Source organism: Lentilactobacillus laojiaonis (genome assembly GCF_020616595.1).
Classification (GTDB): Bacteria; Bacillota; Bacilli; order Lactobacillales; family Lactobacillaceae; genus Lentilactobacillus; species Lentilactobacillus laojiaonis.
The window spans coordinates 814,695-838,710 of sequence record NZ_CP085278.1 but is presented as its reverse complement, the minus strand read 5'-3'; the positions used below and the strand labels follow the sequence as shown (position 1 = coordinate 838,710).

The window sequence follows — 24,016 nt, the reverse complement described above, 5'->3', positions numbered from 1 at the left end:
ACTATTTAATTCCGTTGACATTTGCCAACGGAATTTTTGATGTCGTTTTGAATAAATTATTTAATTATAATACGAATGGAGATTTACATGATAGACAGTGGTTTTGTTGGAGAATTATTAGGTACCATGATTATGGTAGCAATTGGGATTGGTAACGGTGCTGGATTAGGTCTTAAAAAAACTTACTCTAGAACTTCTAATAATTGGTTACTAGTTTGTTTTGCGTGGGGGCTTGCAATTTCGATGGGAGTTTATACCGCATCTGCAGCCGGCTCAGCAGGACACTTAAATCCAGCCGTAACAATTGCTTTTGCTATTTGTGGATTATTTCCTTGGCATAGTGTATTGCCATATTTAGCTGGTCAATTCATTGGAGCATTTTTAGGTGCAATTATTGTTATTATTATATATTATAAGAATTTCCAAATTACTAATGCTGATGAAGGAAATAATGTAAGTATCTTTGGTTCTGAACCATCAATTAAAAGTCCCATCCATGATTTCATCGCCGAAGCAGGTGCAACTTTTGCGTTTGTATTGGTATTAACTCATCTTGGCGATTTTACAGTAGGTCTAAAACCATTTATCGTTGGTATGTTAATTATTGCTATCGGATTAGGTTTAGGAAATATTACATTTGCTATGAATCCTGCTCGTGACTTTGCTCCTCGTTTAGCCTATACAATTTTACCAGTACCTCATAAAGGTAATGCAGATTGGAAATATGCTTGGGTTCCATTCTTTGGACCAATTGTTGGTGCCATCTTGGGAGCCGGATTATCTACTTTAGTATAGTTAAAAAGAGTTTAAAATTTTATTTTAAACTCTTTTTTGTTATATAATTTAAAAGGAGGGGATTAAATGACAGAACATTCTAAATATGATATTAATATTTATATAGAAAAGCGACTTGACCCTCTAATTGATCATTTGGATAATCAAGTTAAAAAGTGGAAATTTTTATTAAACCTAGCAAAAATTGTACAGTTAGTTTTAACTTCATCAATTCCGGTTCTATCAACATTTGTAGAAAGTAATTTATACATATTACATATAATTTCATTGTTTGGTGCTATAACTACAATTATTTCTGGACTTACTTCTTATTCTAATATTAGTAGTAAGATTGATCATGATACGATCATGTTAGGTCAATTAAAACAAGAAAAAATCTATTTTTTGATGAAGGCTAAACCATACATTGGATCTAAAAATGATGATGATATTTTGTTAGTAGAACGAGTAGAAGAAATTATTACTAAACATAATCAGAATAATGAAAAACTGAAAATATTGCATCGAAAAAGAAAATAGGATTCTCTTTACGAGAATCCTATTTTTTATTTACCAAACATATTTTTAATTTTGTCGGTAATTCCAGAACCATCATTGCCTAATAAATCTTTGGCACGTTGATAGTAATCGCCTAGGTCATCTTTGTGATCTTCAATAAATGATTTGGCTTGATCAACATCACCATTTCTAACTAAATCTTGAACTTTATCAATAATACCTTTTTGATCCATAACATTATCTCCTTCAATAATTTTTTAAGCTAATCCAATTGTACCAAATTATTGGCTAAATTAGTTGTTATGTGCCGTAGTTATCATCTTTTTATATAAAATTACATATATTTCACTTGCTGTTACAAATTGTAAAGCTACTGATAAGCTCTTGAATTATTGATGTAGTAACATAATTGATGTTAAATAAATTAAAAATAAATAAAAATAAATTTTATACATAAAAAGGAAGTAAGGTTTTGAATTCTAAAATTATTAAAAAGATGTTATTAGTTATTGCGGCTGTCCCGATGATTGGTTTTTCTGGATTGGTTGCTAAAAATGTTAAAGCTAGTGGTTTTGATGACGTATATAGTGTTGCTAAAAGTAAATTAGGTGACCCATATACTTACGGAGCTGTAGGTCCTAATACTTTTGACTGTTCTGGATATACTCAATATGTCTACAAAAAGGCTATTGGAGTGAACCTATCAAGAACTGCTCAATCTCAATATAATACTACTCAAAAAGTTTCAGCAAGTAACCTACAAAAAGGTGATTTAGTATATTTTGGTGGTAGTAAATCAAGCATCTCACACGTTGGTATTTATATTGGAAATGGCCAAATGATTGATGCTCAAAATCGTGGTGTGGTAATTGAAAATATCAATGCTGCATGGTGGAATAAAGTTGGATATTCACGCCCAACCAACTTAAATAGCAGTAACTCTGGTTCAATGAACTCTAATAATGTAGTATCTAATGATACTAGCTCAGTAAAATATGTTGCTGTAAATGATCAAAAAGAAATCAAAAATTCAGCTAAAGATAATTTTTACAACCATGTTTTAACTGATAGTAAGTACTCTGCAAAATTTAAAAATTATGGTTCAGCATATAAAGGTAAAACTGTAACTATTAATATGAAAGCTACAGATGCTAATGGTAATGTTTATTATCGTTGTTATTCTAATGGTACTTTGCTTGGATGGATTAAAGGTTCATCATTATGCTCAAGTATCTCTTACCAAAAAGTTCAACGTACTATGACAGTAAGTAATACACCAACTTCAGCATTTTACAATCACGTAACTGATAGTAAGTATTCAGTTAAGCGAGTAGCTGCTGGTGCTAGTTACGCTGGCAAAACAGTAACTGTTGATATGCAAGCTACTAAATTTGGCTGGAATACTAATTACTACCGTTGTTCATACAATGGTAAAGTGATCGGTTGGATTTACGGTGCTTCATTAAATTAAAATTAACTAAAAAACCCCTAATAATATTTATTATTAGGGGTTTTTATTAATTGTTATTATTTTTTAATTCAATATTTTTTTATCATCAGTATTTTTTAACATAAATGCGATAATAATTCCAAGAATACCAATGCCTGTAGCTACCCATAATGAGGCTTGGGCTCCATGAATTAATGCAAGATGCATTCCAGTAGCAAATTTTACAGAGTTGATTTTTTCTTCAGCGGCTGCCGGCGAACTATTAGTAGCAACATTTTGCATGATTGAAATAAGTGATGCAGTACCAATAGCTGCTCCTATTTGGCGAGTACCATTATTTCCAGCAGATCCGTGAGAAACTAACTGTTTAGGTAGGGAGTTCATTGCCATTGTTCCAGCTGGCATCATGGCAAATGCTAAACCAACGTTACGAAGAGCATATAAAGTTATAATCTCCCAAATTGGTGTGTCTAAAGATATAAATGATAGTAATAGTGTTGATAGGGACATAATTGTAATTCCGAAAATAATTGCTTGGCGACCCTTATTTTTATCAACTAGGGACCCAGAGATCGGTGCTAGTAGGAACATTACAATGGCTCCTGGTAATAATGATAACCCACATTGCATTGCATTTAAATCACGTACATTTTGTAAGTATAATGGTAAAATAAATTCTACCGCTACCATAGAAATTTGTGCAATGGCTCCAATAATAGAAGCTAAAGTGAAGTTTTTAACTGAAAAAATTCTTAATTCAATCATTGGATCTTCAATAGTTAATTGACGCCAAATCCAACCGATAATTAATATTAAACCAATAACAATTGGGGCAATGGTATCCATATCTAATTTGTTGTTAGAAATTTCCGAAATACCATAAAGAAGAGCTCCAAAACCTAGGGTTGATAATATAACTGATAATATATCAAGTTTAGTATATTTATGAGATACTACATCAGCCATAAATAACAAAGACATTATCAAAGTAATCGCAATAATTGGAGCGGTGATACCAAAAACCCAATGCCAACCAATATGATCAACAATGTAACCTCCTAAGGTAGGTCCAATTGCTGGTGATAGTCCAAAAACAATTCCTAATGCCATAGTGGGTTTTCCGGATTCAGATTTATCAAATACTGAAAATAAAATTGTCATTGATAAACCTGAGAGAATTCCAGCCCCGATAGCTTGAATTAAACGCCCAGCTAGTAGAGTTAAAAAGTTCATGGAAATAAAAGAGACTGCAGTTCCTATTAAGAAAATAGTTAGGGCAGTTGAAACTAATTTTTTTGTATTGAATTTTTCGGCCATCCAAGCAGATATGGGAATAAGAATCCCGCCGATTAATGAATAACCGGTAGATAGCCAATTAACGTCTGAAACGGAAACACTAAATGATTTCATAATTGCAGGTTGTGCAACTGCTAATATGGTTTGATTCAACATAGCTACAAATGCGCTTATGATAACCACTGATACTAGTAAAGTTCGGTTGTAACTTATCTTTTTCATGATGTTCCTCCAATAAAATATCTAACAATTTAGTTAACTAAATTGAACGTTGACTATTGTATAACATAATATAATATTGTCAACAATTAAGTTAACTAAATTGTTAATAAAGGATATAATGTAGTTTATAAATATTTCAATTAAAGGAGGCATAGAATGAGCCAAGCGAGTGATATAAATTATTTGATGCGAGACATTCAGGTAAGAGAACATTATTTATCTGGAAAATTAACGAGTCAATATAATCTAACTGAGTCTCAAGCAAAAACTTTAGGTTTCATTGAAGAATTTCCAGGAACTAATCAAAAAAGGATTGCAGACCATTTTGGATTGAGTAATGCAAGTACCTCAGCTATTATAAGTAAGTTAGAATCTAGAGATTATGTTGAAAAGAAACCAAATGTTGGATCACAAGATAGATCTAATAAGCTTTATTTAACTGCCAAGGGAGCTAATATTTCTATTGATATTAGAAGCGAATTATCCAAAATAGAAAACATTACAACTGAAAATTTAACGGATGAAGAATCAGCAAATCTAATTGTGCTACTCACTAAAGTTAAAAAAAGTTATTTTAATTAATTATATAAATAATATTTTTATATAGGCATTAGTTCGCAAGAAAGTATTGTATAAAACGGGTATAAGTGAAACCAATAATTGGAAGGCGGTAATCACGTGCAAGCATTTTCAACAGTAATTTTTGTTATTGGAATTTTAATTTTGATAAACGCGACAACTTGGCCAATTAAAATTATAGGCATTATTTGCCTAGTTACTGGTTTTGTTTTAGATAAACAATTTATAAACTATGTAAAAAACCACTACCTTAAAAAGTAGTGGTTTTGTGTATTATTAAATTTATGTCGAATGCATTAAAGGATCTGGATACCGATAAAAATTATTGTAAGTAGGGATGACATCAAAAATTAACGTAGGTCGTGTGATTCTTACTAAAAATCTCTTTAAGAAGTTTATTGGAACCACCATTTTCTTTAAAGTAATAGATAAAGTATTTGTAGTAGGTTCTTTCATACAAGTTATTGGAGTCTTTCCAATCTTCACCAACTTCACCAGTAACTGTATTTTGGGAGGCTGCTTTTTTACCATCGCGTGTTCCTTTAACTTTTCCACCAGTTAGCTGTCCTTTTTTATAAGAAGGATTGACTACACTTTGGTATCCTCGTGCCCAATCATGATTAAAACCTTCAAGCGGTAGGGATAAATTATCACCATTATAACCATCTTTATAAGCATAATGCTTGCTATCTTCAGTTTTACCCACTTTCGTTCCGTTAATAAAATCAATATTTTTACTATATACATATTTAGAGGTAGAGGTGAATTTGATTTTTGATTCACTCTGCTGCTTATTAAATTTATATATACCGAGTCCGACAATAGTAATTAAAACGATTATCGACGGAATTGATACCAAAATAAATATTTTTAATTTCTTTTTCATAAAATCCATTTACCAATCTAAATTATTTTAAATAATACTTTCTATAAAATTTTGTTCATAAATATATTAAAAAATAAAAAGCCTATGATATTAGCATTTTAAGTGCTAACCGTCATAGGCTTTTAGTAATCAATGGAGACGGCGGGAGTTGAACCCGCGTCCGAGCATATCGCCGCATAAACCTCTACGTTCATAGATTTATTATTTAAATTTCACCGTTTAAAACGCCATAAATCAAGGCAACCATAAACGGCTAATCTGATTATTCTCTTTACTTAACTTCAGATGGGAGCTAAGCACGTGAGTCTGCTTATTATAGGACCCAGATCTAACCCACAGACAAAGTTAGTTGGATCTACGCTAAGCGCTTATTAGGCAGCTAATGCGTAAGAGTTTGAATTATTTTTTGCAGTTATAATTTAAAACTGAACGGATTAACGTGAACGTCGCACGAAACGCAATCTATGCTCGACCTATACCCGTCGAATCCATAACGTCCCCAAATTATATGGTTATATTCTACCATATAATTACTAAATAATCTATGTGATTAAATTAAGCCATAATGTTTTAATCCGTTTACGATTCCATGATCAGTGTTGTTAGTAGTAACATAATCGGCAATTTCTTTAACGTGTGGCAAACCATTTCCCATTGAAATTCCATAATCTGCAAAATTTATCATAGAAACGTCATTATTTCCGTCGCCAAATGCATATGTTGGAATTCCTTGTAAGTTAGCGTTTTTTATGAGTTCTTCAATACCATGTTGTTTAGAATTTCCCGTATTGATAACATCCATACTAAATGGAGTATTTCTATAAAAGGTTAGGGTATCCTTAAACCTATTAAGATAATCCTCATCGTGACCGACTGTTAAAACAATCATCATATAAATAGGATTATTTTCTGCGAATTCTTTAGCTCCTAGAGCGGGAACAATACTGTTAACGGAATCATATGCTCCTTTAGTAAAATCAGTATTAAAATTAATTTTAGAATCTTTATCATTTAAGACAGCTATCGAATCACCAAAAGATTTGGCATAATTTGCTAAATCACTAATGACTTCTTTACTCATTTCACTTTTGTAAACTGGCTTGCCTTCGTAGATAACATAATCACCATTGGCAGATACAACCGTATCAATTTTAGTATCTTCTAAAATTTTAGTTATTTCAAAAATATTTCTTCCAGTGGCAATAACTGGTAAAATGTTATTTTGTCGTAGTTGATCCATTGCTTGAGCAACTTCCGTATCTACTTGAGTGAACTCATTTAGTAGGGTATTGTCAAGATCAAAAAATGTGATTGCTTTATACATTATAACCATCCCTTTGAACGATATTTTAAATCTATCTAGAGTTTAGCATACTAAATTTGTAATTTTTAGTCCCAATTAAATAAATTCTTGGTAAAATGGAAAGTATGGAGTTGATTAGATGAAGAGTAAAACCATTGTAAACGAGGAAACACGAGAGTTTTATGTTAGACTCCGAAGAATGGCTAGGGATTATTGGTATCTTAGCGAAGAAAATGGTACAGAAATTAATCAATTAGTAAAAGTTGATTTACCAAATACATTAAAAAATAAAGAGATTTTAATTAATAAAATTAGTATTTTTAATCATCAAATTTGGTATCATTTTAATTATGGTTCAATCAGTGGTTGGCTTTTAAAAAAGCATTTAAAAAATAACTTTAGAAGGTTAACAATTGAACCCATTAAGCAGAATTCGGAATCAGATATTGATAATGAATGTGCAGCATTTCTAATGATGTTAAGATATGCTGGAAGTTCGATTAGTCCAACACAACTAAAAAATGAAATATTAAAACTAGATTTAAAGCAATCCAATATGCTTAGTTTAGGACAAGTAGTTATTAATGAAACTGATTCAATCAAAGATTTAAGTAAAATGAGTTTTAAACAGATTAAGCGTCAAATTTTAAGAAAACGGCCAATCGTTATTAAAACAAGTGGATTAAATAATTTAAAATCAAATATTATTATCATAGTAGGATTTAATCATAAGACTTACTATTTTAATAATCCTTGGACGGGTAGTTTAGAAAGTTTAACTCAACAGCAGTTAAAAAAATTATGGATAAAGGGAAATTTGGAAGCAATAAGTTACTGAAAGTGGGAAGAAAATTAAAATGAAAATTTTAATGGTTGAAGATAATAAGTCGGTATCTGAAATGATGTCAATGTTTTTTGATAGAGAAAAATGGGATGTTGTATACGCATATGACGGTGAAGAAGCAATTGAGAATTTTAAATCAGAGCCAGATAGTTGGGATTTAATTACGTTAGATTTAAATTTGCCAAAAAAAGATGGCTTAGCAGTAGCTAGTGATATTAGAAAGTTATCACCAACGGTTCCAATTATTATGCTAACTGCTCGTGATTCTGATAGTGATCAGGTGTTAGGATTTGACATAGGAGCGGATGATTATGTAACGAAACCATTTAGTCCTATCACCTTAATTGCTAGAATGAAAGCTTTAATTCGTAGATCAAAACTTAACCAATCAACAAGTTCGGATAACGAATTTGATAATTTTGATGTAGAAACGGAACACTTTAAATTAAACTCAAACACTAGAGAAGCCTATCTAAATGGAAAATTAATTGAAGGACTTACTCCAAAAGAATTTGATTTATTAAAGACACTTTCCAAAAAACCTCGACAGGTATTCTCAAGAGAACAGTTGTTAGGGTTAGTTTGGGATTATGAATTTTATGGAGATGAGCGAACGGTTGATGCTCATGTAAAAAAATTACGTCAAAAAATTGAAAAGGTTGGGCCACAATTAATCCAAACCGTGTGGGGGGTTGGTTATAAGTTTGATGATAGCGAGGTTAATAAATAATGAAAATTATTTATCAACAATTAATTGGCTTTTTTGTCATTATCGTTATTATTATTTCAATCTCAGGTATCGCTTTTAGCCAATTAACTAAAAATTTTATTTACGATGATGCATGGAATAATTTAGAAAATCTAAGTAATACTTCGATTAAGCGCGCTTCTAGTATTAGTGAAGATGGAAAAAATGTTTATTTTAATTTAGATAGCTTAAGTTCTAGCAATGAATTTGCTAGAAGCGAAAAAATTAATTTTACAGTTTATGACAATGATAAAAATGTTATTTATACTTCAAATAACGACCGTAAAAATAAAATTAGTTCAAAGAATTGGCAACAATTAAAACAGGGCAAAGTTATTGAAAAAGCTAATGATAGCAAGGATAGCTATCTAAAAAAAGATAGTGATAGTGTTATTGAGGTATTAAAACCTTATTACAGTAATGGTAAATTAATCGCTGTTGTTTCCGCTAGTACGTTTACCTCACAGCTAAATGATAAAATTAGTCGGATTAATGATCAATTAATAGTGGTATTTTTAGCAGCTGTAATAGTTGGGATGATTATTAGCTTTATACTTGCTAATCGTTTAAACAAACGAATTCAAAAATTACGTGATAGCGCCAATAAGGTTTCAGCAGGCGATTATACCGTAAGGCTTAAAAGTAAGAATAAAGATGAAATTGATGATTTAATTAATGATTTTAATGAAATGACCGCATCGCTTAATCGTTCTGATTTAGAAATAAAACGCCAAGAAGAACGGCGTGAAGAATTCTTAGCTAATGCGGCTCATGAGATGCGTACGCCTTTAACCACTATTAATGGAATACTAGAGGGGTTTAAGTATGATGTCATACCTAATAATGCTCGTGATCATAGCTTAGAATTGATGATGAACGAAACCCAAAGATTAATTAGATTAGTTAATGAAAATCTTGACTATGAAAAGATTAGATCTAATTCGATTAATTTACAAAAAAGTAAATTTAATTCAGTTTCAGCTATTAAGAACGTTGTTGAACAATTAAATAATAAGGCTCAATTGCATGATGACAAAATCATAATGAACTTCCCTGAAGAACTTTTTATTAATGCTGATTATGATAGATTTGTACAAATTATGGTAAATATAATAACTAATTCCATTCAGTTCACAGAAAATGGTACAATAGTGATATCCGGAAAACAAATTGAAAATAAAATCGTTTACAAGGTTGCCGATTCAGGCATTGGGATGACTGAGGACCAGGTTAAAAATATCTTTGAAAGATACTATAAAGCTGATTCTTCCAGAAGCGAGAAATTTGGTGAATCAGGTTTAGGCTTGGCGATTGTTCATCAACTTGTTGACTTACATAATGGTAAAATTAAAGTTGAATCGACACCAGGTAAAGGGTCGACATTTACGATATGTTTTCCAGATGAATAAGGTGAATTGATTCACCAAAAAGGCGAGGGAATAATTATGTCATATATTACTTTTGATGATTCAGCATTATCTAAGTTTGTTCATGATAATGAAGTTCCAGAAATGCAAGCTATGGTTAATGCCGCAAATGATGAACTAAGAAATGGTACAGGAGCAGGAAGTGATTTCCGTGATTGGTTAGATTTACCAACCAATTACGATCATGAAGAATTTGACCGTATCAAAAAAGCAGCTGCCAAAATTCAAAGTGATTCTAAGTACTTAGTAACTATTGGAATTGGTGGATCTTATCTTGGTGCACAAATGGCACTTGACTTCTTACACTCAAATTTCTATAAAGATGATAACCAAGCAACCCAAGTAGTATTTGCTGGTAACTCATTAAGTTCGTCTTATTTATCAGATTTAATTAAAAAAATTGGTGATGATGATTTCTCAATTAACATAATTTCAAAATCAGGAACAACTACTGAACCAGCAGTAGCTTTTAGAGTATTCAAACAAATCTTAGTTGCAAAATATGGTGAAACTGAAGCTAATAAACGTATTTATGCTACTACTGATGCCCATAAAGGTGCTTTGAAACAAGAAGCTGATGCCAATGGTTGGGAAAGTTTCGTAATTCCTGATGGTGTTGGTGGTAGATACTCCGTATTGACTGCGGTTGGTCTTTTACCAATTGCTGTTTCCGGTAGTGATATTGATAAATTAATGGAAGGAGCTCGTGATGCACAACACGAACTAACTGATACTGATTTATCTAAAAATGATGCTTATCGTTACGCTGCCTTAAGAAATATTTTATATCGCAAGGGATATACTACCGAAATTCTTGAAAACTATGAACCAAATATGAAGATGCTTTCAGAATGGTGGAAACAATTAATGGGTGAATCCGAAGGTAAGGATCAAAAAGGAATCTACCCATCATCAGCAAACTTCACTACTGATTTGCACTCATTAGGTCAATATATTCAAGAAGGCTTAAGAAACCTATTTGAAACAGTTGTTAAGTTAGATCATCCCAATAGTGACATTACTATTCCATCCGAAGATAATAATTTAGATGGTCTTGAATATTTACAAGGTAAATCATTGGATTGGGTTAACACTAAAGCTTACGAAGGAGTTGTTATTGCTCATACCGATGGTGGAGTACCAGTAATGACAGTTCATATACCTGATCAAACTGAATATTCTCTAGGATATTTAATTTACTTCTTCGAAATTGCGGTTGCAATTTCTGGATACTTAAATGGTATTAATCCATTTAATCAACCAGGGGTAGAAGCTTATAAAACTAATATGTTTGGTTTATTAGGTAAACCTGGATATGAAGAAATTTCTAAAAAATTAAATGAACGATTAAAATAAAAAAAGAGGCCGATTGATTGGCCTCTTTTTTAGTCAAAATTTTTACTAACTGAACCAAATTAATCTATAATTAATCTAAAATATATAGATTAAGAAGGCGAAATAATGGGATTTTTATCTGGTTTGCAAAAATTACACACTAATTATTTAAAAAATAAAGAATTAGGGAATGGACTAGATCCTTTTAATCCTTCGAATGATGAAAAAAATTGGATGCAATCCGTCAATGATAAGGTTAAACAATATCAAAATAGTAATACTACTACCTTTGGTATGATTACGGATACGCATATTGATTTAAATGGTACTCAAGCAACTAAAAGAGCCTTACGACATGTTCAGGCAATTTCATACTATGCTGACACTTATGGATTGGATTTTATTTTAAATAATGGGGATTTAGAGGATGGTAATAAGCCTAAAGCTGATTCGATAGTAGATGTTCAAGCGGGAATTGAAGCCCATCAATTAACTAAGGTGCCTTTTATTGTTACCCAAGGAAATCATGATGATAATTCTGGTTATTCTAGAGATCAGGATAATCGCTCATTTGCTGCAATAATTAATGATCAGGATGCTTATCCTATAAGGCTATCTCAATATAATCAATGGCTAAAAACCAATCCTAATGATCCTACTAATCCTTATGGATATTATGTAGCTAATGATAATTTAGTAGTAATTGTTTTAAATTCATATGATGTTCCATATATATCTAGAGGATTAACATCAGTTTATATTTCACATGGTCGTTCAGAATTTCGCCAAGCACAAGTTGATTGGTTTATCAATACTTTACAAAGTGTTCCAAATGATAAACAAGTCTTGATTGAATCGCATAGTTCACTAAGAGGAATTTGGAAAGACGAAAATCATGCTAACTTTCAACATGCCGGAAATGTGATCGTTGGAATTATTGAAGCTTTCCAACAAGCAACTAGTTATACCGGCAGTGGATTTGGACCTAATAAAAAAGACGTAAGGGGCAATCCTATTGCTCCACTACCAGAAAATGATCCTAATTATAAAGTAAAAGTAAGTGTAGACTTTTCTGATAAGCCAAGTGGTAGAGTTATTGCAGTAATGTCCGGGCATGCCCATGTTGATCGTGATGTTAAATTTAATGATGTGTTATATATAGAAAGTTTATGTAGCGCATATGATCGTGGTGCAGTTCATGGACGACAGATTGGTCAAGAAAATGAAGACGCTTGGGATGTTATAACTATTGATCATAGTAAGCGAACCATGACAATGATTAGATATGGAGCGGGTAGCGATCGCTTGTTTAATTATTAATACATTAAAAAACCGATAAGCAATCTGCTTATCGGTTTTATTTATCGTATTAAATCACCCGCACGGGGCTCGAACCCGTAACTCCGCCTTGAGAGGGCGACGTCTTAAACCAGTTTGACCAGCGGGCAATAAACTGTAATATTACTTTATCAAATATAAATATGTTTGTCAATTTATAAAATATTATTGACATATTTGTTATCCCTATATATCATTAATATGTAATATTTTTGGGCATTCGCCAAATTGGTAAGGCAGCGGACTCTGAATCCGTAATTTACTGGTTCGAGCCCAGTATGCCCAATAGACGAATTTCATACATTTTAATTAGTAGTTAAATGATGTTATATCAACGTTTAACAAAAGTACAGTGTTCATAAAATTGCACTGTTTTACTGTTTAGCTAACCTTTATTGGTTAGCTTTTTTATTATCTGATTTTCAGAAAGCATAATATTTAAGATATTAAAACCACACCTTAATAAATGATAAAAACGAGAATATTAATGCAACAATCGAAAACAACATAGTTAATTTTTGTACGGTTTCTTTTTTCATTGTCAAACTCCTTTTTGGTTAGCTTTTTTTATTATTTGATAGGCTTTAGCGAAATTAATCACGGCCCTAGATAATAGGAATATCATGAAGATATACTTCACAATCTGCAAAACCTCTCCTAGTATAGTCACGTTTACCACCTCTTTTTGGTCTAGAATGATTGAGGAGTGTGAATGCACCTATCTTGCTAAGCTTCGTTCAGGTAGTTACTCCCTCGCTTGACTATAATTTTATTGCATACTATATATAGCATGCAAGGCAAATTTTTTATAAAATTAAATTTAATATTTTTCCAATAAAAAAGCCTCCAACTAATTAAAGTTGGGGGCTTTTTTAAGATTTTATTAACGGTAGATCATTAATCTGTATACCTATTTTTATCATAACGTTGGATGGAGTAATTTTTGGTGTAATTTGAACTATTTCTAATCATAGACATTTGGTCATAGATAATATGTTCTTGCAAAGATTCGGCAGTATCCATTTCAATTTTATTATCTTGAATAGCCCTTTGCAAAAATTCAAATTCGGCCTTAAAAGCATCTAAGAATAATTGATAAAATATTTTTGGATTTGGGTTGGCCTGTTGCATGCGGCGATGACGGTCTCGATAGAAACTACGGACATCGTGTAATTCGATACTTGTAGCTTGAATATCAGAAATTTCTTTTAAGTACTTCATCACTTGATTAAAGCCAGCATTTTCGATCGGTTTAATATCTTCATTATGAAGTTCAAATTGGTTAACCCAGTAAAATTGTTCCGCTAATTGCGGAGAGGTTAGAAACATATCTTGGACGGTTCCAAGATCACGATATAATTTACCAATATGCAATCCAAATTTTAAACGTAAGATAAAGTTAGTTAATAGATTTCCTGTAGCTGTCTTTAAACTAAGGTTTAAGAATTCAAGATAGTAAATATACTCATCTTCAGTAATTTTTTGTAGAGTGAATAATTCAGTGATAGTTTGTTTTTCAATTTCGTAGGCTTGTCGATAAATTTGATTACGTTTTTTATGATTTACAATTTTATGAGAATGTAATTGTCGACTAAGCGTGTCTACAACAATTTCGGCTTCTGGACGATGATCAGTTGTTTTTTGAATGGTGTTCATGGCTACCATGATCATTTCTCTAAACCATTGATCAAACGGTTTAACTTCTTCGTCAGAATCACTTGGTTTAGTTAGTTTAGGAACAAATATTGCTGCTAATACCATACTAATTATGATAATTGTAAGGACAATAAAAATTAAAGCATCACGATTAATAATGGCATTTTGATTAATCGACTTGGGCAATAAAAGTGCCAATGCTAAAGAAATAGTTCCACTAGCACCACTAAAACTCATTATCCAACTATCATGCCAACGACTACTACGCTTTAAATGCATCCAAACCAAGTATCTAGTCCAAATTAGGCGAATCAAAAATTTAAATACGTATATAGTTAACCCAATTAAAATTAAAATAAAAATGTTTTGAACTCCGGTATCTAGAATCTCACTAATAATGGTTGGTAGTGAAATTCCTAAAATTAAAAAAATTACTCCGGTTAAAATTTGTTCTACTAATTCCCAAGCATTTTCTTGCACTAATTGTAATTTGCTTGAAGTTAGTTGTAGATTATCGTTTTCAGCACCCTGAACTAGTCCCGCAGCGACTACCGCTAAAATTCCCGATAGATTTAATTCATCAGCTAAAAAATATGCAATAAAAGGGACTAACACTTCGAGGATTACCATAATTAAGGGTTCATCATCTCCTATAGCAAACAATATAGATCTTAGGAAATGAGCTATAAAACCTAATATCATTCCAAATAGCAATCCACCACCAAATTCTAAAAGAAATTCAGATACAGCTGTGCCAATAGAGAAGGTACCACTTAAATACATTGTCAGCGCAATGTTTAAGGTTACAAAGCCTGTAGCATCGTTAAATAGTGATTCGTTTTGTAAAATAATGTAGGGAATTTGTAAATTCTTATTTGGGTGAGAAAAAGCACTGACTGCGGTGGCATCAGTTGGAGTTACAATTGCTGTTATGGCTATTGCTAAGGATAGCGGAATAATTGGAAAAATTCCGTGAATTAATGTCCCAACTCCAATTACTGTAATTAAAACTAAAACAATAGATAATGAAATGATGTTAACAAAGCCTCGTCCGATCCAATAACGAGATGCAGACTTAGCATCGTTATAAAGTAGGGGAGCAACAATTATGAACAAAAATAAACTTGGGTCGAAAGTAAAATGCCGATATAGTGGAATAACTGACAAAATAACTCCCATTACTATGTATATAATCGGGAGTGGAAGCTTTGATAGATGGTGTTGAATCATTATTGAAGTTATTATACCCAAAAAGATAATAATTATAAAAAATGCAGTTGTCATAATATTTTAACCTCGATATGAATTGTTATGCTATTATTTTAATACAAAAATAAGCTCATCAAAGGAGTATTGTCTCGTTTCGAAACATAACTACTACCAATGACGAGCTTAATTTATCGAACAACTAGTTAAATTAAAGATTTTATTTAAAAAGAACTCTATTTATAAATAGGGTTCTTTTTTGGCTTACCAGCCTTCAACGATTTTACCATCTTGATATACATGGTAACTTAATCCGTGGCTTCCCATACCATTATTTGAGTAGGTAGTATGTTGGCCTCTAATCCAATAATATGATTTTCCATTGTCATCTTGTCTTAGATCATTGGATCCAGCAGACCAAGTAACATTTTTGTCGGAACCGTTATATTGTGATTTTACTAAATCGATAGCTTGGCTAACTGATGTAACTTGAGTTGCTTGACTATCGGTACTATTAGCTTTGTTAACGGTATTTTTATTAGTATCGGTAGATTCATTTGTATCAGTAGTTGATGAAGTAGCATTTGAATTTTTACTATCATTTTCGTTTGAATCGGTATCGTTACTCATTTGATTAGAGTCACTGCTACTGTTGGAATTGTTATTTGTATCAGTATTATCGGAGCTAGTATCAGTTGAAGCTGATGAGTTACTTTCATTATTGTTATTAGAAGTATCATCTGAACCATTATCACTAGTATTATGGCTATCGTCATTTTTAGCGTTATCATTTGATGAATTTGAGCTAGCTTGCTTAGAAGTAGCTACTTGGCTATCGTTAGATTTTGATGAGTTGCCACTACTACAACCAGCTAAAGTAATAGCTAGTAATGCAGATGATGCAATTAAAATTCCCTTTTTCATTAGGTAACCTCCGTTGTATGTAATTAACATTAATACGTTTAGTATAGTATAAATTAAAAATAATCAAAAGAAAGTGTTTTTTTTAAAAAAGATTTTAATTGGTTATTATATTAAAAAATACTTAATTAACTCTATTATTCCAATTTTATATTAGTAAACTTAGCAATAAGATTATAATTAGTTAACTACATCAACCGTTATTACAAAATAGTTATTATTATTTTATCTTTATGGTATAATTGCATTTGGTAATTTCAGGCAATTACCAAATTTCATACCTACAAAAAAGTGTGCCCATTTGGGCACACTTTTTTGTTATTCAAAGGATATATCTATTAAATATTTATGTTGGTTAACTAAATGACTACTTGTTATCCAAACGTCAGAAAAATTGGCATCGGTTTGATTAGTCATATTATAGTAGTAGTCTAATAAATCATTATGCATGGTAATGAATTCTGAAGACATTTTATTAACTGCTAATTTTTGATCTGGAAAATACAACTCGACGTTCCCCATGGGTACGGAGTCATCAATAAACATTTCAAGTGCATTGTTGTATTTTTGCTGAGAAAATGCAATTTTTGAAGGATGATTTTTTATGTAATACAAAGCATGATAAAGCGTATCTGAATTACTTGGCATAGGATTGCCTCCTTTTATAATGCAATTTTACCAAATTATTTTATTTATGTAATAAATTATTATTAAGTTTTGAAAAGATCGTTAAAAAGCGTATAATTATTCCTATTCGGTAAAACTTGTTTTAATATTTATTTATGAATTTAGGAGGTCAAGTAATTGATAAAATTAGCCAAATCAAGACTGTCTTTTGGGGCAGTACTTGGAGCAATTTTATTCATGATTCTTCAGGTATCTTGTGATTTATTTTTACCAACCGTTACAGCAAATATTGTTGATAAGGGGATAGCACAAAATAACATAGGATATATTTGGAATCAAGGAATAATGATGATTATTGTTTCTATCGTAGGGGTAGCTGCTGCGGCAGGAAATGTTTATTTTGCTTCAACTCAATCAATGAAACTTGGTGCAAAAATTAGATCTGATCTATTTAAAAAGGTCATTAATTTTTCGAGCGAAGATATTGATAAATTTGGAGAAGCTTCATTAAATACCCGTACTACTAACGATGTGGTTCAAATCCAAAATGTAATGGTTCAAATCTTAAGAATGATGTTAATGTCACCAATTATGTTAATTGGCGCTGGAATTTTAGCATATATTAAAAGTCCACGACTAACTTCATCATTTGCCATTGCCATTCCAGTTTTGGCAGTAGCGGTAATGATTGTGATGTTCTTTGCAGTACCACTCTTTAAGAGTTTACAAAAGAAAACTGATGACATTAACTTGGTGTTTAGAGAAGGTTTAACTGGAGTAAGAGTAATTCGAGCATTTAATCAAGATGACTTTGAACAAGAACGATTTGACAAAGCCAATAAAGATTTTGCTAATACTGGTATGCGAGTATTTACAATTGTTTCATTTATTATGCCAATCATGACATTGGTACTTAGTTTTACTAACGTAGGGATTATTTGGTTAGGTGGAAAATTAGTTTCTGCCCAAGCCCTTCAAGTTGGTAACTTATTATCTTTCATTACTTATTCAGCACAAATTTTAATTAGTTTTATGATGCTATCATTAATTTTTGTATTTATTCCACGAGCATCTGCATCAGCTGCCCGAATTAATGAAGTTTTGGATGTTAAAGATTCTATAACAGATCCTAAAAACCCGGTTTCAACAACTAGCGAAACTAAGCAACCATCTTTGAAATTTGACCATGTTAATTTCCGTTATGCCAATGCGGAAAAACTTGCTTTAGAAGATGTTGATTTTGAAGCCAAGGGTGGTCAAACGGTGGCCATTATTGGGGGAACTGGTTCTGGTAAATCTTCATTAGTTAACTTAATTCCACGACTATTCGATCCTGAAAGTGGTGAAATTTCATTAAATGGTGTAGATATTAAAGATATGACCCAGCATGATTTACACGCTCAGATCTCAATTACACAGCAAAAAGCTATTTTATTCTCAGGTACTATTCGAGAAAATATGCTTTTTAGTAAACCTGATGCCACTGATGAAGAAATTTGGCATGCATTAGATGTGGCTCAAGCTTCAGACTTTATTAAAAATGATAAAGATGCCGGCTTAGACTATATTGTTGAACAAAACGGTGAAAACTTCTCTGGTGGACAGCGTCAACGATTAGTTATTGCTAGAACTATTTTAAAACCAGCGGATGTTTATATTTTTGATGATTCTTTCTCAGCACTAGATTTTAAAACTGATTCTGAATTGCGAATGGCTTTAAATCATGACGAACAAGTTAGTCGTGGAATTAGTGTAATTGTTGCTCAAAGAATTTCAACAGTTGCCAGTGCAGATTTAATTTTAGTTTTAGATAATGGTCAAGTAGTTGGTAAGGGAACTCATCAAGAACTTGTTGAAAATAATCCAATTTATCAAGATATTATGAATTCTCAAATTAAAAAAGAAGAGGGGGGTCTTATTGATGCAAAATAAGCGTCCTGATAATTTTTGGCGGGCTTCTGCTAGGCTAATTAAATACACTAGACATTGGATCCGGGGTATTGTGTTAGCAATTGTAATGGCCATTGGAGCCGTTATTTTACAAATTGTAACTCCTAAAATTTTAGGTAAAGCAACAACTGAAATTTTTAAAGGAGTAATGGCAGGTACTTCACAGCTAAAAGCTGGTATTGCAATTAAGTCTTTCCCAATTGATTTCAAAAAAATTGGCATAATTATTTTAGAAGTAGCAGTGCTTTACTTATTAGCCAGTTTAGCTCAATTGATTCAACAAATTGTAATGAGTAGAATTTCTCAAAAAATTGTTTATCAATTAAGAAAAGATCTTAAAGCGAAAATGAGACGTTTACCAATTTCATTTTATGATACTAATTCAAATGGTGACATTATGTCTCGAGCAGTCAATGATATGGATAATATCAATACCATGCTTCAATCAAGTTTGACTCAAATGATTACGAGTTTCTTTACATTTTTTGGGGTTTTAATCATGATGCTTACAATTAGTTGGAAGCTAACCCTTGTAGCTTTAGCAACTTTACCATTAAGTGCTATCGTGGTAGGGATTATCGCACCTAAATCACAAAAACTTTTTGGTGCTCAGCAAGCTGAACTTGGTACTTTAAATGGTAAGATTGAAGAAGATTATGCCGGTCAAAGTATTATTAAAACTTTTAATCGCGAAAATGTAACGATTGAAGATTTTGAAGAAAGTAATCAAAAATATTACAAGGCTTCTTGGAAAGCCCAATTTTTATCAAGTTTTGTTTTCCCATTGATGAACCTTATTAAGAATTTAGATTACGTGTTTGTAGCAATCATTGGTGGTATTCAAGTTACTAATGGACAAGTTACATTAGGTAACATCCAAGCTTTCTTACAATACACTAATATGTTTTCACAACCCATTACACAGTTAGCAAGTTTGACTAACACCATCCAATCAACAATTGCTTCTGCTGAAAGAATTTTTATGATTTTAGATGAACCAGAAATGTCGACTGAATTGGCTGATGTTCCGTTTGACGAAAATGACAAAGCTAAGATTCATTTTGAAAATGTTAACTTTGGGTATGTACCTGATCGTCAGTTAATTAAGAATTTTAATTTATCTGTAAATCCTGGTGAAATGGTAGCGATTGTTGGACCAACTGGAGCTGGTAAAACTACAATTATTAACTTATTAGAACGTTTCTATGATATTGATTCAGGTTCTATTAAGATGGATGGTTTAGATACCAGAGACGAAACCCGTCCAAAACTTAGAAGTCACATGGCAATGGTGCTACAAGACACATGGTTATTTAAAGGTACCATATTTGATAATATTAAGTATGGTAAGGAAAGTGCTAGTGAAGAAGAAGTATACGAAGCTGCTAAAATGGCACATGCCGATACTTTTATTCGCCAGTTACCTGATGGATACAATACGATATTAAATGAAAATGCAAGTAATATCTCACAAGGTCAACGTCAATTACTAACTATTGCAAGAGCGTTTATTGCTAATCCACAAGTTTTAATTTTAGATGAAGCTACTTCTTCAGTTGATACTAGAACCGAAGAATTAATTCAAGATGCTATGGATCGCTTATCACAAGGAAGAACTAGTTTTGTAATTGCGCATCGACTATCGACTATTCAAGGTGCAAATAACATTGTTGTTATGAACCATGGACAAATTATTGAAACTGGTAACCATAATGAATTGTTAGAAAAAGAAGGCTTTTATGCCGACTTATATAACTCACAATTTGCTGGTAACGATTTAGCATAAAAAAGCGAAAGGAATGATTTCCTTTCGCTTTTTTGTTATAGAATATAGGAGAGGTGAGTTGATGCATTTTAAAAAAACTGAAAAAATTATTAATGACATGTTAAGTGACGGCTTAATGCCAGGAGTAAGTTATGCAATTATTGATCACGACCAGATCAATAAACGTATTATGGGTTTAGCTGAAATAACCCCTAATAAAGTTAAATTAACAGACCAGTTACAATATGATTTAGCATCCTTGACCAAAGTAGTTGGAACCGTACCGGTAATTATGAAATTAATTGAAGAGCAAAAGCTTAATTTATTCGACCCAATTCAAAAGTATTTACCTGAATGGCAGGATTCTCAAGTTAAAATTATAAATTTAATTACACATACTTCAGATATAGTTGGATATATTGAAAATCGAAATAAATTGGCACCAAATGATTTAAGAAAAGCCTTATTAAATTTAAAAGTAGGAAAAAATTTCGCAAAACAAATTAAATATCAAGATGTTAATTTTATCTTTTTAGGATGGATTGCTGAAAAAATTCTAGGTATTTCTATTCAAAAAGCTATAACTGATATAGTAATTAATCCATTAGGTTTAAAGCATACGACGTTTACTCCTAGTAAAATTAATTCAGTACCAACAGAAATTACTAATGACCGTGGCTTGATTAGAGGAGAAGTACATGATCCTAAAACTTATATTTTAGGTGAACATAGTGGAGCAGCCGGATTATTTTCAACGTTAGATGACTTAATTATTTTTAGCCAATGGATTATGGGTCAAGTATTCAATGATCAAGTTGTTTCAAGTAAATTTTTAAATGAATTATTTGTTGATCAGACTCCGATGAAATCAAAAAATCGTTCCTTAGGTTGGGATTTGCGATATAATTTTAAAAATGTTCCCTATATTGTACATACCGGGTTTACTGGAACTATTTTGATTATTAGCCGTGAATTAAAACGTTCCTTAATCTTTTTATCAAATCGAGTTCATCCAGAGCCTAACCAAGAATTTTTAATAAGACGACAAATTCTAATTGATACATTCATTAATGAAAAATAAAAAGACTAGGAAATTTTCCTAGTCTTTTTATTTAGAAGGTTTCTTCAACAACTAAATTATTTTGTTCTGTGAAGTCGGTATCAGGATATTTCTTTTGCAAAGCGTTAATTAATAGGTGTTTTGCAATTTGTGGATTTCTAGCTAAAATTGGACCATGGAAGTAGGTTCCGTAAGTGTGTTTATAAATAACCCCTTCTGATTGGTCGCTACCATTGTTTCCGTTACCTTGTAGTACCTTACCTAAAGGACGTTCACCTTTACCTAGATAAGTCATTCCTTGGTGATTTTCAAAACCATGGTATTGTTCACCAGTTTCTTCATTTTCAATAATAATATCACCAATAAAACGATGATTTTCTTGTTTTTCAGTGTAGTGATCTAAAGCACCAATTCCAGGTAGTTTATTATTTTCAGCATCGACATAATAGTGACCTAATAATTGGTATCCGCCACAAATGGCTAGTAAGGATTTATCATTTTCAATAAAGCGGGTTAATTCAGTTTTTTTATTTTGAATATCTTTTGAAACAATTGATTGCTCAAAATCTTGGCCACCACCAAAAACGGCAATATCATAATCATCAGCGTTAAATGGTTGGTCTAAACTAACTACTTCAGCTGAAATATCAATATCCATCTTAGCGCCTAGATATTTCAAAACCAATACGTTTCCCATATCTCCATAAGGGTTCATTAAATCACCATATAGATGTGCAACTTTTAATGAGTATTTCATTAATTAATGCCTCCTTTAATATAACCTTTTTCAGCGAACATTTTACGTAATTGCATCATCGCTGTATAGGTAGCTAAAATATATACTTTTTCAGTTGGTTGATTTTTAATAGCATCAACTACTTTATTTAATTCGGGAATTATATCATGTTTTTCTTCGGGAACACCAGCAACTTTAAGTCTAAAGGTGATATCTTTATATCGTTCTCCCCCAGTAATAAAGTGCTTAATATTCATTTGTGGTAATCGCTCAAAATCACCGTCCCAAATCCAACTAGTGTCAATTCCGTCGGCATAATTAGCGTTTAACAATCCAATAAATGAAAATTCATCTGGATCAGTAGAAATCATGTCAATAACTTGATTTAGACCTACGGGATTTTTAACAAGAATTAAAGTGACTTTTTTGTCTTCAACATTAATTTCTTCTTGGCGGCCAAAAATATGTTCATCTTTTTCAAAGGCGTGTTTAATTTGTTCAGGACTAACTCCTAAGAAACGACCAACTGAATAGGCAGCCAAAGCGTTATAGATATTATAAACTCCACCAATGCCAATTTTTAATTGGAAATTATCAACATCAAAAGTAGAGTTAGTTGGTTTTAAGTCATCAATGTTAGTTACTTGATAAGTTAATTCGGGACGTTTATATCCACAATGAGGACAGAAATATTTACCTAAGTTTGAGTAAGTAATAAAGTTATAATGTAAAATGTGCTGACAAACTGGACATAATACTCCATCGGTATTAGGACTAGCTTTAATGTCACTATCTTTTTGATTATTAAATCCATAATAAATTACAGGATTAGGTAAATCTTTACTATGAAAAATTGGGGCATCGCCATTAGCAATAATTGTAGCATTGGGTGCTAATGCTACACCGTCCAGAATTTTTTGATAAGTTGTGTAAATTTCACCGAATCGATCCATTTGATCTCTAAAAATATTAGTAAATACAAACGCTTTTGGTTGAATATATTTAGTTACTTTAATAATGTTAGCTTCATCAACTTCTAAGATAGCTAGAGGACGTTTTCCCTTAGTACTTGGTGCAGTCAAGAAGGTAGTTACAATTCCTTGTTCCATATTAGACCCAGTAGGATTAGTTAAAACATCGGTATATTTTTCACGCAAAACTTGAACAGTTAGTGCAGTTGTCAAAGTTTTTCCGTTGGTTCCAGTAATAATAATTACATCGTAATTTTTTCCTAAGGTTGCTAAAATATCTGGATCTATTTTGGTGGTAATCTTGCCAGGTAGAGAACTTCCACCTTTCATAAAAGTGTGTAAAAACCAGTATGAAGATCTACCTGCAGCGGTTGCAAATGTACTTTTGAATGACATGTTTACC

At 31.8% G+C, this 24,016-nt stretch carries 21 protein-coding genes, 2 tRNA genes, 1 other RNA gene and 1 pseudogene; 14 read left to right on the top strand and 11 right to left on the bottom strand.

What is annotated here, in order from left to right; translation table 11 throughout:
• Positions 1-87 precede the first annotated feature (87 nt).
• The gene (locus tag LHL71_RS04375) at positions 88-795 is read left to right on the top strand and encodes an MIP/aquaporin family protein (protein ID WP_227360605.1); all 708 of its coding nucleotides are present in this window, start codon (positions 88-90) and stop codon (positions 793-795) included.
• A 66-nt stretch (positions 796-861) separates the two neighbouring features.
• Positions 862-1,314, top strand: coding sequence for a DUF4231 domain-containing protein (locus LHL71_RS04370; protein ID WP_227360604.1), 453 nt, complete (start codon positions 862-864; stop codon positions 1,312-1,314).
• A gap of 26 nt (positions 1,315-1,340) precedes the next feature.
• On the opposite strand, the gene LHL71_RS04365 is transcribed toward LHL71_RS04370, so the two are convergent.
• Positions 1,341-1,526 carry a hypothetical protein gene (locus tag LHL71_RS04365; protein WP_227360603.1) on the bottom strand — a complete coding sequence of 62 codons (186 nt, stop codon included), beginning with the start codon at positions 1,524-1,526 and terminating at the stop codon, positions 1,341-1,343.
• A 290-nt stretch (positions 1,527-1,816) separates the two neighbouring features.
• Between LHL71_RS04365 and LHL71_RS04360 the strand changes: the two are divergent.
• Positions 1,817-2,224, top strand: a pseudogene (locus LHL71_RS04360) (C40 family peptidase); the annotation flags it as partial.
• Between the two features lie 18 nt (positions 2,225-2,242).
• Positions 2,243-2,764 carry a GW dipeptide domain-containing protein gene (locus tag LHL71_RS04355; RefSeq protein WP_227361610.1) on the top strand — a complete coding sequence of 174 codons (522 nt, stop codon included), beginning with the start codon at positions 2,243-2,245 and terminating at the stop codon, positions 2,762-2,764.
• 63 nt (positions 2,765-2,827) lie between these two features.
• Here the strand turns inward: LHL71_RS04355 and LHL71_RS04350 are convergent, their stop codons facing one another.
• Positions 2,828-4,261 (bottom strand): MDR family MFS transporter, encoded by a 1,434-nt coding sequence (locus tag LHL71_RS04350; RefSeq protein WP_227360602.1) that lies wholly within the window; start codon positions 4,259-4,261, stop codon positions 2,828-2,830.
• Positions 4,262-4,417: 156 nt separating this feature from the next.
• Here LHL71_RS04350 and LHL71_RS04345 point away from each other — a divergent pair, with 156 nt between their 5' ends.
• Positions 4,418-4,843, top strand: coding sequence for a MarR family winged helix-turn-helix transcriptional regulator (locus LHL71_RS04345; protein ID WP_227360601.1), 426 nt, complete (start codon positions 4,418-4,420; stop codon positions 4,841-4,843).
• Positions 4,844-5,183: 340 nt separating this feature from the next.
• On the opposite strand, the gene LHL71_RS04340 is transcribed toward LHL71_RS04345, so the two are convergent.
• From LHL71_RS04340 to LHL71_RS04330, 3 genes are all read right to left on the bottom strand, one after another.
• Positions 5,184-5,726, bottom strand: a complete 543-nt coding sequence (locus LHL71_RS04340) for a hypothetical protein (RefSeq protein ID WP_227360600.1) — start codon at positions 5,724-5,726, stop codon at positions 5,184-5,186.
• A gap of 130 nt (positions 5,727-5,856) precedes the next feature.
• Positions 5,857-6,227: a transfer-messenger RNA gene (gene ssrA, locus LHL71_RS04335) on the bottom strand.
• A gap of 49 nt (positions 6,228-6,276) precedes the next feature.
• Positions 6,277-7,050 carry a Cof-type HAD-IIB family hydrolase gene (locus LHL71_RS04330; RefSeq protein WP_227360599.1) on the bottom strand — a complete coding sequence of 258 codons (774 nt, stop codon included), beginning with the start codon at positions 7,048-7,050 and terminating at the stop codon, positions 6,277-6,279.
• Positions 7,051-7,168: 118 nt separating this feature from the next.
• Here LHL71_RS04330 and LHL71_RS04325 point away from each other — a divergent pair, with 118 nt between their 5' ends.
• The 5 genes from LHL71_RS04325 to LHL71_RS04305 all read left to right on the top strand — a co-directional run bounded on the left by LHL71_RS04325 (position 7,169) and on the right by LHL71_RS04305 (position 12,703).
• On the top strand, positions 7,169-7,867 hold the full coding sequence (locus LHL71_RS04325; RefSeq protein ID WP_227360598.1) for a C39 family peptidase: 699 nt from the start codon (positions 7,169-7,171) through the stop codon (positions 7,865-7,867).
• 19 nt (positions 7,868-7,886) lie between these two features.
• Positions 7,887-8,603 carry a response regulator transcription factor gene (locus LHL71_RS04320; protein ID WP_227360597.1) on the top strand — a complete coding sequence of 239 codons (717 nt, stop codon included), beginning with the start codon at positions 7,887-7,889 and terminating at the stop codon, positions 8,601-8,603.
• Positions 8,603-10,030 carry a sensor histidine kinase gene (locus tag LHL71_RS04315; protein WP_227360596.1) on the top strand — a complete coding sequence of 476 codons (1,428 nt, stop codon included), beginning with the start codon at positions 8,603-8,605 and terminating at the stop codon, positions 10,028-10,030. Before LHL71_RS04320 ends, LHL71_RS04315 begins: the two co-directional genes overlap by 1 nt.
• A gap of 36 nt (positions 10,031-10,066) precedes the next feature.
• Complete coding sequence (locus LHL71_RS04310; protein WP_227360595.1) at positions 10,067-11,404, top strand: glucose-6-phosphate isomerase; 1,338 nt, start codon at positions 10,067-10,069, stop codon at positions 11,402-11,404.
• Positions 11,405-11,509: 105 nt separating this feature from the next.
• Entirely contained in the window at positions 11,510-12,703 is a 1,194-nt protein-coding gene (locus LHL71_RS04305; protein ID WP_227360594.1) for a metallophosphoesterase family protein, read from the top strand.
• A gap of 54 nt (positions 12,704-12,757) precedes the next feature.
• Here LHL71_RS04305 and LHL71_RS04300 read toward each other — a convergent pair.
• Positions 12,758-12,831, bottom strand: a tRNA-Glu gene (locus LHL71_RS04300).
• A gap of 103 nt (positions 12,832-12,934) precedes the next feature.
• Here LHL71_RS04300 and LHL71_RS04295 point away from each other — a divergent pair.
• Positions 12,935-13,007, top strand: a tRNA-Gln gene (locus tag LHL71_RS04295).
• Between the two features lie 611 nt (positions 13,008-13,618).
• On the opposite strand, the gene LHL71_RS04290 is transcribed toward LHL71_RS04295, so the two are convergent.
• The 3 genes from LHL71_RS04290 to LHL71_RS04280 form a co-directional block, all read right to left on the bottom strand.
• Complete coding sequence (locus LHL71_RS04290; RefSeq protein WP_249778704.1) at positions 13,619-15,607, bottom strand: cation:proton antiporter; 1,989 nt, start codon at positions 15,605-15,607, stop codon at positions 13,619-13,621.
• A 240-nt stretch (positions 15,608-15,847) separates the two neighbouring features.
• The gene (locus LHL71_RS04285; RefSeq protein WP_227360592.1) at positions 15,848-16,507 is read right to left on the bottom strand and encodes a hypothetical protein; all 660 of its coding nucleotides are present in this window, start codon (positions 16,505-16,507) and stop codon (positions 15,848-15,850) included.
• A gap of 315 nt (positions 16,508-16,822) precedes the next feature.
• On the bottom strand, positions 16,823-17,152 hold the full coding sequence (locus tag LHL71_RS04280) for a hypothetical protein (RefSeq protein WP_227360591.1): 330 nt from the start codon (positions 17,150-17,152) through the stop codon (positions 16,823-16,825).
• A 156-nt stretch (positions 17,153-17,308) separates the two neighbouring features.
• Between LHL71_RS04280 and LHL71_RS04275 the strand changes: the two genes are divergently transcribed.
• From LHL71_RS04275 to LHL71_RS04265, 3 genes are all read left to right on the top strand, one after another.
• Complete coding sequence (locus LHL71_RS04275; RefSeq protein WP_227360590.1) at positions 17,309-19,063, top strand: ABC transporter ATP-binding protein; 1,755 nt, start codon at positions 17,309-17,311, stop codon at positions 19,061-19,063.
• The gene (locus tag LHL71_RS04270) at positions 19,053-20,867 is read left to right on the top strand and encodes an ABC transporter ATP-binding protein (protein ID WP_227360589.1); all 1,815 of its coding nucleotides are present in this window, start codon (positions 19,053-19,055) and stop codon (positions 20,865-20,867) included. The genes LHL71_RS04275 and LHL71_RS04270 overlap by 11 nt, the downstream gene beginning before the upstream one ends.
• A gap of 61 nt (positions 20,868-20,928) precedes the next feature.
• Positions 20,929-21,927 (top strand): serine hydrolase domain-containing protein, encoded by a 999-nt coding sequence (locus LHL71_RS04265; protein ID WP_227360588.1) that lies wholly within the window; start codon positions 20,929-20,931, stop codon positions 21,925-21,927.
• A 31-nt stretch (positions 21,928-21,958) separates the two neighbouring features.
• Here LHL71_RS04265 and LHL71_RS04260 read toward each other — a convergent pair whose 3' ends face one another.
• Both LHL71_RS04260 and LHL71_RS04255 read right to left on the bottom strand, forming a co-directional pair.
• Positions 21,959-22,663: a type 1 glutamine amidotransferase gene (locus tag LHL71_RS04260; protein ID WP_227360587.1), complete on the bottom strand. Its 705-nt coding sequence runs from the start codon at positions 22,661-22,663 to the stop codon at positions 21,959-21,961.
• On the bottom strand, positions 22,663-24,009 hold the full coding sequence (locus LHL71_RS04255) for a Mur ligase family protein (RefSeq protein ID WP_227360586.1): 1,347 nt from the start codon (positions 24,007-24,009) through the stop codon (positions 22,663-22,665). Before LHL71_RS04255 ends, LHL71_RS04260 begins: the two co-directional genes overlap by 1 nt.
• Positions 24,010-24,016 lie beyond the last annotated feature (7 nt).